Below are 15,402 nucleotides of genomic sequence, written 5' to 3' on the forward strand. Positions count from 1 at the left end.
ATGGTGGCCGAGCAACGCGGGCTGCGTGATGACGCGCTGAATGGCCTTCAGCTTTCGACGCGCATGGAAAGCATCTGGCGCACGCCATCCGGCTTTTTCGGCGCGCTAATGTCGGTGGACCACAAGGTCGTCGGTCGCCGCTACATCGTCACGGCATTCGCCTTCCTGCTGCTCGGCGGGCTTCTCGCGGTGCTCATGCGCGTCCAACTCGCCAAGCCCGAAAGCACGTTTCTGTCGGCCGACAAGTACAACCAGATCTTCACGATGCACGGCTCGACGATGATGTTCCTGTTCGCCGTGCCTGTCATGGAGGCCTTCGCCGTCTACCTCGTGCCGCTGATGGTCGGAACGCGCAACATTGCCTTCCCGCGCCTGAATGCCTTCAGCTACTGGATGTTTCTGTTCGGAGGCTGCTTCCTCTGGATTTCGTTTGCCCTTAACGTGGGACCCGATGTCGGCTGGTTCGCCTATGTCCCGCTGTCCTCGTTGCAGTACACGCCGACCAAACGGCCCGACGTCTGGGCGCAAATGATCACCTTCACCGAGGTGGCCGCGCTGGCGGTCTCGGTCGAGATCGTGGTGACCGTGTTTAAGCAGCGGGCGCCGGGCATGACGCTCGATCGTATCCCCCTCTTCGTCTGGGCGATGCTTGTCACGAGCTTCCTGGTCATGTTCGCGATGCCGTCCATCATGGTCGCGTCGACGTCGCTAATCCTCGACCGCCTCGTCAACACGCGCTTCTACGATTCCTCTTCCGGCGGGCATCCCCTGCTATGGCAGCATCTGTTCTGGTTTTTCGGCCATCCCGAGGTCTACATCATCTTCATCCCCGGCACCGGCATGGTCTCGGCGATCCTCGCGACGTTTGCCCGGCGTCCCGTCGTCGGCTACCCCGTAGTCATCCTCTCGCTGATCGCGACGGGCTTTTTGTCGTTCGGCCTGTGGGTGCACCATATGTTTGTCACGGGCTTGCCGCAGCTCGGCGCTGGCCTGTTCACGGCTTCCAGCATGCTGATCGCTGTGCCCAGCGGCTTGCAGATCTTCTGCTGGCTGGCGACGCTTTGGGACGGTCGGCCGGTCTACCGCACGCCGCTTCTGTTCGTGATTGGATTCATCGTGATCTTCGTCATGGGTGGATTGTCGGGCGTGATGGTCGCCTCGGTGCCGATCGACACCCAGGTGCATGACACCTATTTCGTCGTCGCCCATTTTCATTATGTTCTGATCGGCGGCGCCGTCTTCCCGCTGATCGGCGCTGTCTACTATTGGTTTCCCAAGATCACCGGCCGGATGCTGAGCGAGCGGCTCGGAGGCTGGAACTTCTGGCTGGCCTTTGTCGGCTTCAATGTCGCATTCTTCCCGATGCACATTCTCGGGCTGATCGGGATGCCGCGGCGTGTCTATACTTACACCGCGGACATGGATTGGGCGCATTTGAACCTGCTCTCGAGCGGCGGCGCTCTCATATTCGCGCTGAGCTTCGCGCTGCTGCTCGCCAACGTGATCCATAGCTTGCGGCGCGGCGCGCTTGCCGGCGACAACCCCTGGAACGCCTCGACGCTGGAATGGGCGACCGCCTCTCCCCCGCCCCCGCAGAACTTTGATCGCATTCCCGCCGTCAAGCACCGCGATCCCCTGTGGTTCGACAATGAAAGCTTGCCGGTGGTCGCAGGACTCAGCGCGGAGCGCCGCGAAGTGCTCTTGACGTCGCTGGCCGAAGCGGAGCCGCAAATTCGAGAGGCCTCGCCCGAACCGAGCATCTGGCCGCTGCTCACTGCGATCGCAACGACCGTATTCTTCGTTGGCTCGATCTTCACGCCCTGGGCTGTGCTGTGGGGGACGCCGCCGATGGCAATCGCCCTGATCGGCTGGTTCTGGCCAGCCGGCCACAAGGAGGACGAGGAGTGAGGCAAACCATCGTCCGCAATGTCGGCGACTTGCCGACCTATGGCTACGGTCCCCGAAGCGGTCCGTGGTGGGGCGCCATGGGTTTCATGGCGCTGGAAGGTATGGGCTTCGCTCTCGCCATTGGCGCCTATCTCTATCTCTACGCCGTCAATCCCACCTGGCCGATTGGCGCGACCCCGCCCGATCTCTGGCCGGGCACGGCCGAGACCATCATCTATCTCCTGAGCATCATCCCCAACGAAATGACCAACCGCGCGGCGCACCGGCAGGATCTTGCCAGGGTACGCACGGGCCTGGTCGTGATGTCGCTGATCGGCATCGCCCTGCTCGCGCTGCGCGGGTTCGAATTCGCCCATCTCAACACGCGCTGGGATAATTCCGCCTACGGATCGATCGTCTGGCTGATCCTCGGGCTGCACACGACCCATCTCGTCACCGATCTCGGCGATACCGTCGTGCTGACGGTGCTGATGTTCACGCGGCACGCAAAGCCACGCAGGTTCAGCGACGTCACCGACAACGTGTTCTACTGGAACTTCGTCGTGCTGGCCTGGCTGCCGCTCTACGCGCTGCTCGATTGGGTGCCCCGCCTATGACCGATAGCGAACAGCACACGAAACTACTCTATTGGGCGGGCGTCGCGCTCGGCCCCTTGGCCTGGGGCATCAACCTGCAGGGGATCTACGCGCTCGCTCATTTTTCATGCGAGACGACCAGGTTCAGCGCCGCGATCATGAGCGCGGTGCTCGCCGGCTCCGCCCTCGCGGGCACGGCAATATCCGCCCGTGCCGTCCGTCGTGGCGCCGGTGCCGAATGGCGCGATGCGCAAGGCGGCGGCCCTCGGACGTTCATGGCCTGGCTCGGCGTCGGCTCCGGCGTTCTGTTCGCGCTGGTCATCGCGAACCAGCTCGCGGCCTCGCTGATGATCAACCCATGCCTGCGCTGAGCTTCCTGGCAATCCTGCTCGGCCTGCTGGCAACGCCTGCGACAGCGCACGGCATCTCCGAGGTCGGCACGGGCTCGCTCTGGAGCTCTGATCCCTGGCTTCTAACGCCGCTCTACCTCGTCGGCATTTCCTTCTACATCGGCACGCAGCGGCTCTGGCGCCACGCCGGCGGCGGCCGCGGCGTCAGCTTCCGTCAGGTCGGCGCGTTCTGGACCGGATGGCTGGTCGTCGCGCTTGCCCTTACCTCGCCATTGCATTGGCTCGGCGAGCGACTGTTCACCGCGCATATGATCGAGCACGAGCTGCTCATGGTGGTCGGGGCACCACTGATGGCCTACGCTCGGATCAATGCGCCTATGCTGTGGAGCCTGCCTGCCTCGGTGCGGCCCGCGGCGGGCCGTCTTTTGAATCGGCCAATTGTGGCCCGGCCCTGGGCCGCCGTCAGTCACCCCGTCAGCGCGACCGCCCTGCACGGCCTGGCGCTCTGGGCCTGGCATGCCCCGCCGCTCTATGCGTGGGCACTCCAAAACACCGCCATTCACCGCCTCCAGCACATCAGCTTCTTTGCAACCGCGCTGCTGTTCTGGTGGGTGCTTTTCCACGGCCGCGGCGTCGGACGCAGCCTGCGGCTGCGGGACGGCATCGCCATTGGATGCCTATTCGTCACTGTCCTTCATTCCGGTGTGCTGGGAGCGCTCTTGACACTCTCAACTCGCACCTGGATTCCAGGCCAGGGCGCCCTTGCCAGCGAGTTCGACTTGTCTCCCCTGGAAGATCAGCAGCTCGCGGGCATTTTGATGTGGGTGCCCATGGGGATGCTCTACAACGGGGCTGCGCTGTTCTTCGCCTATCGGTGGCTCATCACGGTCCCTGCGCGCTCCCAGGTGCCGGCGGTTCGCCATGCCGGCTGAATGATTACGAGGAACGTAGGAACCGCAGGTGTGATGCAACGTTCGCCTGCTGACTTTCGACAATTTCGTGGAGGCCATATGGGCAAGCGAACCGTCGCGGCGACTGCCATCCTCGCAGCCGCCCTTGCGATGCCGCAAGGTGTGATCGCGCAGGACGAGCCGCGCCCGGGAATGTCATGTCCGGTCGACCATGATCAACTCGCCGACATTCTCAAGAAGAGCGTCAAGCCCGGCGGCGGCCCCAGCAATGGCGGCCTCGACAACAACGAATGGGCTGCCGTCGTCAATCGCCAGGGGGTGGTTTGCGCCGTCGCTTACAGCGGCAGCAAGGTCGACGATCAATGGCTCGGCAGCCGTGCGATCGCCGCCGAGAAGGCCAACACTGCGAATGCGTTCAGCCTGAAGGACAGGGCGATGGCGACCGCCAATCTCTACGCGGGTTCACAACCCGGCGGCTTTCTGTTCGGAGCGGCACTCAGCAATCCGCCCTCTCCGGAGGTCATCTATGCCGGCACACCCGACGAGTTCGGCACAGCAAAAGATCCGATGGTCGGCAAACCCGTTGGCGGCGTGATCGTGTTCGGCGGTGGGCTCGCGCTCTACGATGGCAGCGGCATCGCGGGTGCGCTCGGCGTCAGCGGCGACAGCTCGTGTGCGGACCACAACGTGGCTTGGCGCGTTCGCCACTTCCTCGGCCTCGATCATGTGCCGGCCGGCGTCAGCCCCAACATGAAGGACGCGATCATCTATGACATCGGACCGGACGGTAAAAGCCCCTCCGGCTTTGGTCATCCCAAGTGCAACGGCAAGGAGGATCAGATTGCCGTCGACCTCGGCGCCGGCGTATCGGGGAACGTTGTGAGATAGCTCCCGTCGCGACTAGGAACCAAGAACGCCTGCAACGTTTGTACGTTCGCAACCGGCCTGCAACGCGGCGAGGCCTCGTCAATGCCGTGGAGATCTTCACTTATGTTAAGTTCCGGCCTCAGGCAGTTGCTGTGGGGGGCATTGGGTGCGGTTTGCGCCTGCGGCGAATTGCTTTCGCCCGGGTTTGCCCAGACCGATCTCGCCAGTCGCATGAAGGATCCCGGCCAGTGGCCGATGGCGGCCCGCGATTACGGCAACACGCGCTACAGCGAACTCAATCAGATCAACGCCAGCAACGCCTCGCGCCTGCAGCTCGCCTGGACGTTTTCGGTCGGAGCCGATCGCGGCCAGGAGGCCGCCCCGTTGGTCGTCGACGGGACCATGTATGTGGTCAGTCCCTACGCCGGACCTTACCCAAATCGCGTATTCGCGCTGGATGCGACGACGGGGGAGCTGAAATGGTCCTACGCGCCGAAGCCTGAACCCGCCGCAGCGGGCGTTGCCTGTTGCGACGTCGTCAATCGCGGGCTCGCTTTCGACAACGGCAAGGTCTTCCTCAATACGCTGGACAATCATTCGGTTGCAATCGACGCCAAGACAGGCAAGGAGCTCTGGCACACGAAACTCGGCGAGATCAACAAGGGCGAGACCATCACGATGGCGCCCGTCGTCGTGAAGGGCAAGATTCTCATTGGCAACAGCGGCGGCGAGATGGGCGTGCGGGGCTGGGTCACCGCACTCGATGAGAACACCGGGGCCATCGCTTGGCGCGCCTACGCCACAGGCCCCGACAAGGACGTCTTGATCGGCGACGACTTCAAGCCGTTCTACGACAACCTCAAGGGCAAGGATCTCGGCATCAAGAGCTGGCCCGCCGACCGCTGGCAGGTCGGCGGCGGCACCATGTGGGGATGGATCTCCTACGATCCCGAGCTCAACATGATCTATTACGGCACCGCCAACCCCAGCCCGTGGAATGCGAACCAGCGCAGCGGCGACAATCTGTGGAGCACCACCATCTTCGCGCGGGACCCCGACAACGGCCATGCGAAATGGGCGTATCAAGTCAATCCGCACGATCTGTTCGACCATGACGAAATCAATGAGAACGTGCTGGTCGATCTCGAGCTGAATGGACAGCCGCGCAAGGTGCTGATCCACCCAGGCCGCAACGGCTACATGTACGTCATGGATCGGGCCACCGGCGAGGTGATCTCGGCAGATGCCTACGAATTCGTGAACGCCTATAAGGGCGTCGACCTCAAGACCGGCAAGATCATCCCGAATGAAGAGAAGACCCCTCTGGTCGGCAAGACGGTCGAGAACATCTGCCCCACGGCACCGGGCGCCAAGGACTGGCAGCCGTCCGCCTGGTCACCTCGCACCAAGCTTCTCTACGTTCCGCACCAGCATCTCTGCATGAACTTCAAGGCGTCGCAGGTCGGCTACATCGCCGGCACGCCCTATGTCGGCGCCGATGTCGATATGTATGCGGGCCCGGGAGGCCATCGCGGCGAGTTCATGGCGTGGGACCCGGTCGCTCGCAAGAAGGTCTGGGAGATCCACGAGAAGCTGCCGGTCTGGAGCGGGGCGCTGGTGACGGCCGGCGACGTCGCGTTTTATGGAACGATGGACCGCCTTTTCAAGGCAGTGGACGCGAAAACAGGCAAATTGCTCTGGCAGTTTCGCGCGGGCTCCGGGTTCATCGGCCAGCCGATCTCCTATCGGGGGTCCGATGGGCAGCAATACATCGCCATCCTCTCGGGTGTCGGCGGCTGGCCCGGCGCGGTGGCCAATGCAGAGGTCGATCAGCGCGTGCGCAACGGCGCGCTCGGCTTCACCGGTGCCATGCAGGACCTGCCATTCTACACGGCAGGCGGCAGTGAGCTTCTGGTGTTCAAGCTCAGTAGCACCAGCAATCAGGACGGCAGCCATGCGCCTCCGAAGTGATTGGGCCTCTCTTTCTGTTGCTCTCGTCCTTGCCGGCTGGGTCGGGATCGCGTCGCCGGCCGTCGCTGCCCCAAATGGTGAGCTACGTGTCTGCGCCGATCCGAACAATCTGCCATTTTCCAACGACACGGAAGCGGGCTTCGAGAACAAGCTCGCCTCGATGGTGGCCGAGGCGTTGGGGCGGTCGGTATCCTACACCTGGTGGGCACAGCGTCGGGGCTTCATCCGCAACACGCTCAAGGCCGAAAGATGCGATGTCGTGATGGGCGTGCCTGCCGGCTACGAACTCGTGGAGACTACAAAGCCCTATTACCGCTCGACCTACGTTTTCGTCAGCCGCCAGGGCGCGCATCTCGATCTCTCGTCGCTGCTCGATCCCCGCCTCCATCGCCTGACGATCGGCGTGCATCTCGTCGGCGATGACGGCAACAATCCGCCGCCGGCGCAGGTGCTTGGCCAGCTCGGCATTGTCGACAATGTCCGCGGGTACTCGATTTATGGCGACTATCGTCAGGCCGACCCGCCTGCACGCCTGATCGAAGCGGTCGAACACGGCAAGATCGACGTCGCCGCCGCCTGGGGTCCGCTGGGCGGCTATTTCGCCGCGCATTCCAAGGTGCCGCTGTCGGTCACCCCGATCCGGGACGGCGACCGCTTCGCACCCCAACAGTTCCAGTTCGCCATTTCGATGGGCGTTCGCAAGGGGGACCAAGCGCTACGCGACCAGCTGAACGCGTTCATCGACGCACATCGATCCGATATCGCTGCACTGCTGCGCAGCTACGGTGTGCCCCTGGTGGAGGAGCCCGTGACAGTTTCAGGAGGACCCGGCTGATGTCTGCAGTACCGCTGCGCACGAGCGTGTTATCGCTACTGCTGGCGGCGGTGCCGAACAGCGCCTTGCTTGCCCAGCAGACCCTGCCGCAGTCGCAGGAGGCGCAGATGCCGACGCTGGCGCCGCGGCCGAACTTTGGCGGCAGCGTCGGCAACGGCAGGCCGGGCGTATTCATGCAGGTGCCCTTGACTACGCTCTTCCCCGGCGCGCAGCCGGATGCGCCTGTAATCAAGAACCCGGTCCAGGGCGACCCCAATGCCGAGCAGCGCGGGATGACCTATTTCGTCAATTTCAATTGCGTCGGCTGCCACGCGCCGAATGGCGGCGGCGGCATGGGGCCGGCGCTGAGCAACAATCTCTTCACCTACGGCGCGCAGCCCGAAAACATCTATTTGTCGATCTACCAGGGACGGCCCAATGGCATGCCGGCCTGGGGCGGTGTGCTGCCCGACAGCGTGATCTGGGACCTCGTCACCTATATCGCCAAGATCAGCAACGAGCCGAGCCGGCAATGGGGCCGCACGTTCTCGGCGGACCCATTGTCGCCTGAGCTCGAGCAGGTTCCGAGCGAGCAGGTCTCGACGACCGACCCGTGGTCCGCCACCAAGTCCTTCAATTTCGGTCAAAAGCCCTGATTGAGGAGCGGAGCAGCCGATGATCAGTCCAATGATACGATTGCTGATCGGCTCGCTGCTCGCCATGACGGCTGCAGCTTGCGAGCCCGGTAAGGCGGCCGGCCCGGACAATTTTATGGGCGACGTACGTCGCGGCGCAGATCTCGTCAAGAATTACCATTGCGGCGGTTGCCATGACATTCCGGGCGTTGCCGGCGCCGACGGCAACGTCGGCCCTCCGCTGCATCGGATCGGCACGCGGACCTATATCGCAGGCTACATCCGAAACTCGCCGGACAACATGGCCGACTGGATCGAAGATCCGCAGCGTGCATTGCCCGGCAACGCCATGCCGAGAATGGGCATTTCGCAAAAGGACGCACGCGATATCGCGGCGTTTCTCTATACGCTGAAGTAGATCACATGAATCCCGCACCGCGCCCTGCAAACGTGTTCCGCGATGCGCCTTTGCTGGCCGTCACCATCGTGATGATCGCCATCATGGGATTGGGCCTCGTCGGGGGTGGTGCCTGGCTCGCGATGCTCGGAGGCTCCGTTTACTATCTCGTCGCCGGCATCATGCTGCTGCTCACGGCCTGGCTGCTGGTGCGACGTCGTGCCGAGGCTCTCTGGATCTACGCCGCGCTACTGCTTGGCACGATGGCGTGGGCGATCTGGGAAGCTGGCTTCGATTTCTGGTCACTGGCACCGCGAGGCGACATCCTTGTGCCACTCGGCGTCTGGCTGCTGTTGCCGTTCATAGCCCGACGTTTGGCGCCCAATTTGCGGGCCGCGCGCTGGGCGCTCGGGTTCGTCCTGGTCGTCGGGGCCGGCGTGCTCGGCGTCTCTCTGGCGCGCGATCGCCACGATCTAGCCGGCGCCATAGCGGAGAGCGAGACGACGGGCGCCATCGGCTCCGCGGATCAAGTTACGCCCACCGCGCGCGAGAATTGGACGGCACGCGCTACTTCTCGCTCGGCCAGATCACCACAACCAATGCGAAAGATCTCAAACTCGCGTGGGAATTCAGCACAGGGACCACAAGGGTCCTGACGACCCCGACGAGATCACGAGCCAGGCGACGCCGCTGAAGATCGGCGACCTGCTCTACACCTGTCGCCGCACCAGATCGTGTTCGCGCTCGACGCCAAGACCGGTCAGCTGCGCTGGAAATTCGACCCGCAGGTCCAGCACAACAAGACCTTCCAGCACATGACCTGCCGCGGTGTGTCCTATCACGGGAAGAAGCAGGGCGCGTTGACGGCCGACGGCACCCCAGCTCCAGGCGATTGTCCGGAACGCATCTTCGTGCCGACAAATGACGGCCGGATGTTTGCGCTGGACGCCCGCAGCGGAACGCCCTGCGTCAGCTTCGGTAACAAAGGCCAGATTGATCTCAAGGAGGGGAGCGAGATCCAGACGCTCGGCTTCTACGAGGGCACCTCGCCGCCCCTGGTGACCGACAAGGTCCTGATCGTGGGCGGCGCCGTCATCGACAATTATTCCGATCGCGTGCCGTCGGGCGTCATCCGCGGCTTCGACATCTATTCCGGACGACTGATCTGGGCCTTTGACGCCGGCAATTCCGATCCTAACGAGATGCCGTCGGCATCGCATCATTTCACAGCGGGATCCCTGAATTCGTGGAGCATCTCGGCCGCCGATGAAAAGCTGGGGCTCGTCTATGTCCCGCTCGGCTCGAGCTCGCCGGATATCTGGGGCGGCCGTTCGCCGGAGAAGGAGCGCTACGATTCAGCGTTGATCGCTCTGGATATCGCCACCGGAAAGCTGCGCTGGTCATTTCAGAACGTGCACCATGACCTCTGGGACATGGACATGCCCTCGCAGCCGAGCCTGGTCGATTTGCGTTCGAATGGCGGCACCACGCCGGCCGATCTACATTCTGGCAAAGACCGGCGACATTTTCGTGCTCGACCGCCGCGATGGCCATCAGCTGGTGCCTGCGCCTGAAAAACCTGTACCGCAGGGAGCTGCGCCCGGCGACCGATTGTCTTCCACCCAGCCCTTCTCGGAGTTGAGCTTCCGCCCGCCCGGCATGCTGACGGATGCGCAGATGTGGGGCAGCACGATGTTCGACCAGCTCGCCTGCCGCATCAAATTCAAGCGTCTGCGTTACGAAGGGCCGTTCACGCCACCCTCTGAGCAAGGCACGCTGGTCTTCCCCGGCGATTTCGGCATGTTCGAGTGGGGCGGCATCGCGAACGATCCTGGACGGCAGATTGCCATCGCCAATCCGCAGTCCATTCCGTTTATCTCCCGCCTCGTGCCGCGCGGAAAGGACAATCCAGCCGCGCCGAATGCGGCGCATCCCCCCGGCACCGAACTTGGCGTGCAGCCGATGTACGGCGCCCCCTATGGCGTCGATCTCGGCATCTTCCTGTCGCCGCTCGGCATACCCTGCCTCGCCCCGCCCTGGGGCAATATCGCCGCCGTCGACCTCAAGACCCACAAGGTGGTGTGGCAGCACCGCATCGGCACGATCCGCGACCAGGCGCCGCTCCCGCTGCCCTTCAAGCTCGGCGTTCCCATGCTGGGTGGCCCGATCGTGACCGCGAGTGGGGTCATTTTCATCACGGGGACGATGGACGACTACATCAGGGCGTTCGACGTTCGCGACGGCAGGCAGCTCTGGCAGGATCGCCTTCCCGCTGGGGGGCAATCCACGCCGATGACGTATGAGGCAGGTGGCAAACAATATGTCGTCACAGTCGATGGCGGCCACGGCTCGTTCGGCACGAAGCTCGGCGGCTACGTGCGGGCTTACGCGCTGCCTTGATCGGTCGGCGCGTCTATGTCCGGCGACGTCGGGTCCTGATCGGCCGGCGCGGGCGCGCCAGTGCTGAGGCCACGACGCCAGCACAGGCAGCGACCGCAAGGACAGCAATTCCTTTGCTGATGATCCCGGCGGGCGGAATCTGTTTCCGCACCAGCCAGCCTCCGTCGATCGACGTGCCCGGCGGCGATGCCTCGATCATGCTTCCCTTGCTGATCGGTGCGCGCCGCGCCCGCGACAGCAGGAACCGGAATGCGCTCCCCACCAGATCTTCGGTGAGTTTCGGCGCGATCGCATAGGCCATCTGACCCGCTCGGGCTGGCCAGCCGACAGCCACTTCATCGCGCGGCGTACGGACAAGGTTCAAAAAGGTCTGGGCAACGTCTGCTGATCGGATCGCTTCGATCGCTTTTCGGCGGGATGGTGGCCCCCGCGCCCTTCTTGATGGTAAGCTCTCTGATCCAATCAGGTGTCACAGCCACAGTCGGTAAGCAGCATTAACCCGACTCAGAGGAGACAATAGTTTCCCGGCAAGCCGCACGTCGTGACCCCGTCGGACTCAGCGGCAGCCGGAATGGCAGATCATTGGTATCGGCCTCTTCAATACCGGTCGACAGCTTGGCGGGCTTATCGGCGTCGCGGCCCTCCAAACCCTGATTGATCACAACATTGCAGGCAACGTAGCAGTGCTAGGGGCTAACCTGACGGCCGGCACTTTCGCTGTCGACGAGCGGCTGAAACTGACCGCTGCTATAATCGCTGGGAAAGGCATGGACGCGCTCGCCATGCAGGCATCGACTTTTCTTCTGGATGGTGCCCTCATTCGGCAATCAACAGTGATCGCCTTCGATACCGCCTTCAATGCGATCGCCCTGCTCTTTGTCATTGCAGCGCCGGTGCTGATCTCCCTCAAGGTCGCCCTGTCCAGGTACTCCAGGGAAGGCAAAGCGACGCGCGGCCATACAATCTAACACGACGGCCAGTCGCTCGCGATCAACGCGCGGCTTTGTCCGTAGCTCGTTCGCTGCAGACAGGCCTGCTTGTAACATCTTTTCAGAGACCAAGTACCGCATATCGGACGTGGAAGCCGATTTGGCATCCCGTGCAGGTATTGGTAATCTGGTTCGCATCATACCTGCCCATCCGGCGGAGACGAATGGAATCCTTTGTTGGAAAGCACGCTGAAGAGCTCGACCTGCACGCCCTTCGAGTGCTGGATGTCCTGTTTCGTGAACGCAGCATTACGCGCGCTGCGTCAGCGTTGAATACTCAACAGCCAGCGTTAAGCAAAACCTTGGCCCGGCTTCGACGCTACTTCGACGACCCGCTATTTGTCCGCGTGTCACTCCATATGGAGCCAACCGCGAAAGCCTTGGAGTTGGAGAAGCCGGTCCGCGCCGTGCTCGATGGCCTGCAACGATTGCGCAGCGAGCAAACCCGGTTTGAGGCGCCCGAATCCCGGCGTGTCTTCCGAGTGTTCACTCTCGATGCCGGAGTGATCGTGATCCTGCCTCCCATTATCAAGAACCTGCTCAGTTCCGCACCTGGAGTCCGGTTGCGCGCGGCTCAGGTTGGGTTACAAAATCTCCACCCCTCCCTGGAATCGGGGGACATCGATCTCGCGATCGGCGAGTTTCCGTTACTAATTCCTGGGATCCGCCGGCAGAAGCTGTTCTCAGGACAGCATATGTGCCTCTTCCAGAAGGATCATCCCCGCCTCCGCCAGACGCCATCGCTCGGTGAATTCATGGAGGAGCAGCATATATTCATTACTGCTGCGGGCACGGGTCATCCACACCAGGTCGCTGAACGATCGCTGGAACAGCAATTGCCAGCAAAGAACATCATTGCCCATGTGCCCACGTTCACTGCGGCAGCTATTCTCGCCAAGAGCACCAATGCAGTCGCAACCATGCCTGGCCCAGTGGCGGCAGTTCTCGCTCGTGAGCTGGACATGCAGTTAGCCAAACCTCCGCTCAAGTTACCAGCCTTCGAAATTGCCCAGTACTGGCACGAGCGCTTCGATCGGGACCCGGGCAATCAGTGGCTACGTACCGTCATCTATTCTCAATTCGGGGGAAAGCCACCGGCCCGGAAACGATAGAAGCTTATTTGCCACGGCGATGCGGACGGTACATCCAACGTCAGGTCTCGTTCCGATACTTTCAAAAGGCCCATTAGTCGATCCAACTCCACCCCACTCGTCAACGGCATTCCAGACCCCGGCCCCCCGTCCAAGGGTGCCGATTGCAGTGTTTCTCAGCCTTGCTGCGACGTTGCCCGACGGCCCATCTCGTGCCGTCGGGCTGCAGCAGACTTATATACGCGGATCAAGTACCGGCGCAGCCGGCTTGCGATCGCTACCCTGCCAAGCTTGTGCTGAATCCTGCGCACGCGCATAGGCCGTGGAAGACTGGTACTCGGTTTTGGCCGAGGATTTGACGTCGACGCCGCAGACTTGCCTTGCGAACTGAACGTATTCGCCATTGCCAGCAAACTCAGCACGTTGCATCGTCAACGCGCGGATCATCTGCAACGGCGTCCCGTTGAAATTCTCAAACATGAACAAGCGACCACCCCAGTCAGACAGGTACAGGTCACGGATCACACGACCAATCTTGAGCCGATCATGCGGCTCTCCATTCGGCCCCGTGTTAAGCCGCTTGAGCCAGGGACCGACCCGTGCATCCTGCCACTGTTTCTCTGTTGGAAACAGCAGAGCACTCCGCCCACACAAATCAAGCAGCTCGTGGATCAGCGCTGAAAAGTGCTCAAGATAGAACGCCCGGCCGAAATCATAGAGGAGAATGTTCGGCTTGTAGTGCCCGCCAGGCGTGAGAAAACCTAACTCCTCGGCGGCGACCACGTGAGCAATCATGGCTTGATGAAAACCGACGAATTTGGCGACGCGAACTTGTACCGGAGGGATCTTGCTCGTTCCGATATGTTCGGTGATGAGAATCGCTAATCCCGCCATCAGCTCGGCACGGACCATCTGCCGAATGATCGCATGATAGTGCAGCCAATCGAATACGCGCTGAGGGTACAGCTTTGCGTGATCCGGGTTTCCGATGTGGAAGACGTACTTCCAGGGAATGAAGACGTTGTCAAAAACGGTGATATTGTCGAGCTCGTCACCCGCGGCCGCCAACGGATGTTCAACCGAGTCCTCCTTTACGGTGCTCTCGCGGCATACCACTGTGACGCCCTTGGCGCTGACGGGGACCATCGCGTAGATAATCTGCTCGGCCGGAATTCCGGGACGGAAAAAGACACCGATGTGGATCCAGTCACCGAAGGCCGTTCCGGTACCAATGGCTTTAACGCCATCAACAACGATCCCCTCTTCGTCCGTTTTTATCAGGCGAAGCGCCGGCGATTTCGCCTGGGCGTCGGGCGATGAGCGATCGGCCTGTGGATCGACAAATTGGGGAGTGCAATTGAGATCGTGCTCCCTTGCAAACCGGAAGAAATCCACCGCGTTCTTTGCTAGGCCCCGCCCCTCGGCACCAATCGCCGCGTCCTCCCAAGGTTGCGGATCGTCAACATAGGTCAGAAGCGGATAATTGTTGGTATCAGGCAAGCGGGGGAACGATGTCCCGCCAATTTCTCGCATGACCGTCTCGTGATATTTTCGCTTGCGTCTTACCTCTTCCTTGTTCCGATGCCCGAACCACTGCATGGATCGCCGCTCTCCGTCTTCGTCGACGAACGTCATGACGTCCTGCAGATCGTTGCGGTGATGCAGGTCGTAGAATTCCGCGATTCGACGGGCATAATCGCGAGTCTTAGGGTGAGTGGCAACGTTGTCGATCTTTTCGTCTCCGACCCAGACGTTACGCCCGTCATTGAGTGCTTCGAGATATTGTGCGCCTGTTCGTAGCATTTCTTCTCCTATCGATTAGGTCACGTTTCGGATGGTTGCATAGCTGCGGCTGTGATAAATGAGAGGATCGCCTGGTATCGCGTGCAGGATGGCGAGCACCTCCGCGAAAATGACGCTATGGCTGCCTACGTCTCGGACATGAGCCACTCTACAGTCGAGCGCCACACGAGAGCTCTTGCAGTACGGCGCGCCAGTCGTGAGGATTCCCCAGTCTGCCTCGTTGAACCGGTCCGACATGGGCACCTTCCCGGCCCCGGAAAACAGCTGCGACAAGGCAATCTGGTCCGCAGACAAGCTGCTCACGCAGAGCACTCCGTTCGCTCTGATGATCGAGTTTGCAAAGCTTTTCCGATTTGAGCAGACCATCAGCGTTGGCGGGTCGTCTGTAATCGAGCATACGGCTGAGCATGTGAAACCCGCGATGCCATGCGCCCCGTTCGTTGCGACAATCGATACAGGAGTCGCCAGCTTAGAAAGTGCCTCGCGAAAATCGTCAGCTGACACATGGCCCGCGCAGGGACCTTCCGTCAGTCGCGCAGCGGCTAAGTCACTGGCCACAGTGTGGGTCTGCCCGAGCATTTTTCCTCTCCATGGTTTCCGGGCGCGGCTGGCCCCGCTCGGATGCATTTCTTAGAATTTTGTTGGCGAAGCCTCTCGCAACACGGTGCCGCCCGCCATCGGGCGCCGGGCT

At 62.0% G+C, this 15,402-nt stretch carries 13 protein-coding genes and 3 pseudogenes; 12 read left to right on the forward strand and 4 right to left on the reverse strand.

What is annotated here, in order from left to right:
- From ctaD to ML401_RS24980, 10 genes and pseudogenes are all read left to right on the forward strand, one after another.
- Positions 1-1,908, forward strand: a complete 1,908-nt coding sequence (gene ctaD, locus ML401_RS24935; RefSeq protein WP_376717383.1) for a cytochrome c oxidase subunit I — start codon at positions 1-3, stop codon at positions 1,906-1,908.
- The gene (locus ML401_RS24940; protein WP_285807280.1) at positions 1,905-2,504 is read left to right on the forward strand and encodes a cytochrome c oxidase subunit 3; all 600 of its coding nucleotides are present in this window, start codon (positions 1,905-1,907) and stop codon (positions 2,502-2,504) included. Before ctaD ends, ML401_RS24940 begins: the two co-directional genes overlap by 4 nt.
- Positions 2,501-2,854: a hypothetical protein gene (locus ML401_RS24945; RefSeq protein WP_285807281.1), complete on the forward strand. Its 354-nt coding sequence runs from the start codon at positions 2,501-2,503 to the stop codon at positions 2,852-2,854. Before ML401_RS24940 ends, ML401_RS24945 begins: the two co-directional genes overlap by 4 nt.
- Complete coding sequence (locus ML401_RS24950) at positions 2,842-3,765, forward strand: cytochrome c oxidase assembly protein (RefSeq protein ID WP_285807282.1); 924 nt, start codon at positions 2,842-2,844, stop codon at positions 3,763-3,765. Before ML401_RS24945 ends, ML401_RS24950 begins: the two co-directional genes overlap by 13 nt.
- Positions 3,766-3,843: 78 nt before the next feature.
- Positions 3,844-4,632, forward strand: a complete 789-nt coding sequence (locus tag ML401_RS24955; RefSeq protein ID WP_285807283.1) for a heme-binding protein — start codon at positions 3,844-3,846, stop codon at positions 4,630-4,632.
- A 102-nt stretch (positions 4,633-4,734) separates the two neighbouring features.
- Positions 4,735-6,582, forward strand: a complete 1,848-nt coding sequence (locus ML401_RS24960) for a methanol/ethanol family PQQ-dependent dehydrogenase (protein WP_285807284.1) — start codon at positions 4,735-4,737, stop codon at positions 6,580-6,582.
- Positions 6,566-7,417: a substrate-binding domain-containing protein gene (locus ML401_RS24965; RefSeq protein WP_285807285.1), complete on the forward strand. Its 852-nt coding sequence runs from the start codon at positions 6,566-6,568 to the stop codon at positions 7,415-7,417. The genes ML401_RS24960 and ML401_RS24965 overlap by 17 nt, the downstream gene beginning before the upstream one ends.
- Entirely contained in the window at positions 7,417-8,052 is a 636-nt protein-coding gene (locus ML401_RS24970) for a cytochrome c (protein WP_285807286.1), read from the forward strand. The genes ML401_RS24965 and ML401_RS24970 overlap by 1 nt, the downstream gene beginning before the upstream one ends.
- A gap of 19 nt (positions 8,053-8,071) precedes the next feature.
- Positions 8,072-8,449 (forward strand): cytochrome c family protein, encoded by a 378-nt coding sequence (locus ML401_RS24975; protein ID WP_285807287.1) that lies wholly within the window; start codon positions 8,072-8,074, stop codon positions 8,447-8,449.
- A 5-nt stretch (positions 8,450-8,454) separates the two neighbouring features.
- Positions 8,455-10,828, forward strand: a pseudogene (locus ML401_RS24980) (membrane-bound PQQ-dependent dehydrogenase, glucose/quinate/shikimate family).
- A 13-nt stretch (positions 10,829-10,841) separates the two neighbouring features.
- On the opposite strand, the gene ML401_RS24985 reads toward ML401_RS24980, so the two are convergent.
- A complete protein-coding gene (locus tag ML401_RS24985; protein ID WP_285807288.1) occupies positions 10,842-11,129 on the reverse strand; it encodes a hypothetical protein in 288 nt (95 codons plus the stop codon).
- 37 nt (positions 11,130-11,166) lie between these two features.
- Positions 11,167-11,418: pseudogene (locus tag ML401_RS24990) on the reverse strand (IS5/IS1182 family transposase); the annotation flags it as partial.
- Here ML401_RS24990 and ML401_RS24995 point away from each other — a divergent pair.
- Together ML401_RS24995 and ML401_RS25000 are read left to right on the forward strand one after the other, a co-directional pair.
- A pseudogene (locus ML401_RS24995) lies at positions 11,413-11,796 on the forward strand (MFS transporter); the annotation flags it as partial. The pseudogenes ML401_RS24990 and ML401_RS24995 overlap by 6 nt on opposite strands.
- 185 nt (positions 11,797-11,981) lie before the next feature.
- The gene (locus ML401_RS25000; RefSeq protein WP_285807289.1) at positions 11,982-12,929 is read left to right on the forward strand and encodes a LysR family transcriptional regulator; all 948 of its coding nucleotides are present in this window, start codon (positions 11,982-11,984) and stop codon (positions 12,927-12,929) included.
- A 213-nt stretch (positions 12,930-13,142) separates the two neighbouring features.
- Here the strand turns inward: ML401_RS25000 and ML401_RS25005 are convergent, their stop codons facing one another.
- Both ML401_RS25005 and ML401_RS25010 read right to left on the reverse strand, forming a co-directional pair.
- Positions 13,143-14,711, reverse strand: coding sequence for a 4-hydroxyphenylacetate 3-hydroxylase N-terminal domain-containing protein (locus ML401_RS25005; RefSeq protein ID WP_285807290.1), 1,569 nt, complete (start codon positions 14,709-14,711; stop codon positions 13,143-13,145).
- A 15-nt stretch (positions 14,712-14,726) separates the two neighbouring features.
- On the reverse strand, positions 14,727-15,338 hold the full coding sequence (locus ML401_RS25010; protein WP_376717303.1) for a flavin reductase: 612 nt from the start codon (positions 15,336-15,338) through the stop codon (positions 14,727-14,729).
- Positions 15,339-15,402: the final 64 nt, after the last annotated feature.

The sequence above is a fragment of the Bradyrhizobium sp. 62B genome (assembly GCF_030272265.2).
Lineage (GTDB): Bacteria > Pseudomonadota > Alphaproteobacteria > Rhizobiales > Xanthobacteraceae > Bradyrhizobium.

What these genes read in the sequence shown, in the direction of transcription:
- ML401_RS25000 (WP_285807289.1), top strand. Translation starts at nt 11,982, where the DNA reads ATGGAATCCTTTGTTGGAAAGCACGCTGAAGAGCTCGACCTGCACGCC.
- ML401_RS24945 (WP_285807281.1), top strand. Translation starts at nt 2,501, where the DNA reads ATGACCGATAGCGAACAGCACACGAAACTACTCTATTGGGCGGGCGTC.
- ML401_RS24950 (WP_285807282.1), top strand. Translation starts at nt 2,842, where the DNA reads ATGCCTGCGCTGAGCTTCCTGGCAATCCTGCTCGGCCTGCTGGCAACG.
- ctaD (WP_376717383.1), top strand. Translation starts at nt 1, where the DNA reads ATGGTGGCCGAGCAACGCGGGCTGCGTGATGACGCGCTGAATGGCCTT.
- ML401_RS24955 (WP_285807283.1), top strand. Translation starts at nt 3,844, where the DNA reads ATGGGCAAGCGAACCGTCGCGGCGACTGCCATCCTCGCAGCCGCCCTT.
- ML401_RS24985 (WP_285807288.1), bottom strand. Translation starts at nt 11,129, where the DNA reads ATGGCCTATGCGATCGCGCCGAAACTCACCGAAGATCTGGTGGGGAGC.
- ML401_RS24975 (WP_285807287.1), top strand. Translation starts at nt 8,072, where the DNA reads ATGATCAGTCCAATGATACGATTGCTGATCGGCTCGCTGCTCGCCATG.
- ML401_RS25010 (WP_376717303.1), bottom strand. Translation starts at nt 15,338, where the DNA reads ATGCATCCGAGCGGGGCCAGCCGCGCCCGGAAACCATGGAGAGGAAAA.
- ML401_RS25005 (WP_285807290.1), bottom strand. Translation starts at nt 14,711, where the DNA reads ATGCTACGAACAGGCGCACAATATCTCGAAGCACTCAATGACGGGCGT.
- ML401_RS24970 (WP_285807286.1), top strand. Translation starts at nt 7,417, where the DNA reads ATGTCTGCAGTACCGCTGCGCACGAGCGTGTTATCGCTACTGCTGGCG.
- ML401_RS24965 (WP_285807285.1), top strand. Translation starts at nt 6,566, where the DNA reads ATGCGCCTCCGAAGTGATTGGGCCTCTCTTTCTGTTGCTCTCGTCCTT.
- ML401_RS24960 (WP_285807284.1), top strand. Translation starts at nt 4,735, where the DNA reads ATGTTAAGTTCCGGCCTCAGGCAGTTGCTGTGGGGGGCATTGGGTGCG.